The organism is Pseudomonas sp. EL_65y_Pfl1_R83, from assembly GCF_963970695.1.
GTDB classification, from domain to species: Bacteria; Pseudomonadota; Gammaproteobacteria; order Pseudomonadales; family Pseudomonadaceae; genus Aquipseudomonas; species Aquipseudomonas tritici.
This window is the reverse complement of record NZ_CAXAQI010000424.1, coordinates 1-454: the sequence shown is the minus strand read 5'-3', so window position 1 is coordinate 454 and position 454 is coordinate 1. Positions and strand designations below refer to the sequence as shown.

The 454-nt window shown below is 67.2% G+C and carries 1 protein-coding gene; it reads right to left on the bottom strand.

The genetic code is table 11. The features are described 5' to 3' along the window. Nucleotides 1-54: 54 nt before the first annotated feature. Nucleotides 55-454, bottom strand: a 400-nt coding sequence (locus AACY08_RS29630) for a magnesium transporter (protein WP_339472642.1), incomplete at its 5' end; no start/stop codon positions are given.

Sequence of the window (454 nt, the reverse complement as noted above, 5' to 3'; positions counted from 1 at the left end):
CTCTGGATTGCTTCATCGCTGCGCTCCTCGCAATGACGGGGAGAGAGCGGCATCCTACTTCAATCCGAACCACAGCGTCGCGATGCCGAGGAAGGAGAAGAAGCCGACGACGTCGGTCACCGTCGTCACGAAGGTGCCGGAGGCCACGGCCGGATCGGCGCGGACACGTTCCAGCGCCATCGGGATCAGGATGCCGCCGAGCGCGCCGGCGAAGAGGTTGCACATGATCGCAAGGCCGATGACGATGCCGAGGCCGGGAATGCGAAACCAGGCCACCGCCGCGATGCCGGTGATGATGGCGAAGGCCAGCCCATTGACGAGGCCGACGAGGCCTTCACGCATCACCACGCGCCAGGCATTGGAGGAGACGAGCTCACGGGTCGCGAGCGCGCGCACCGCCACCGTCATGGTCTGGGTCGCGGCATTGCCGCCCTGGCTGGCCACGATCGGCGCC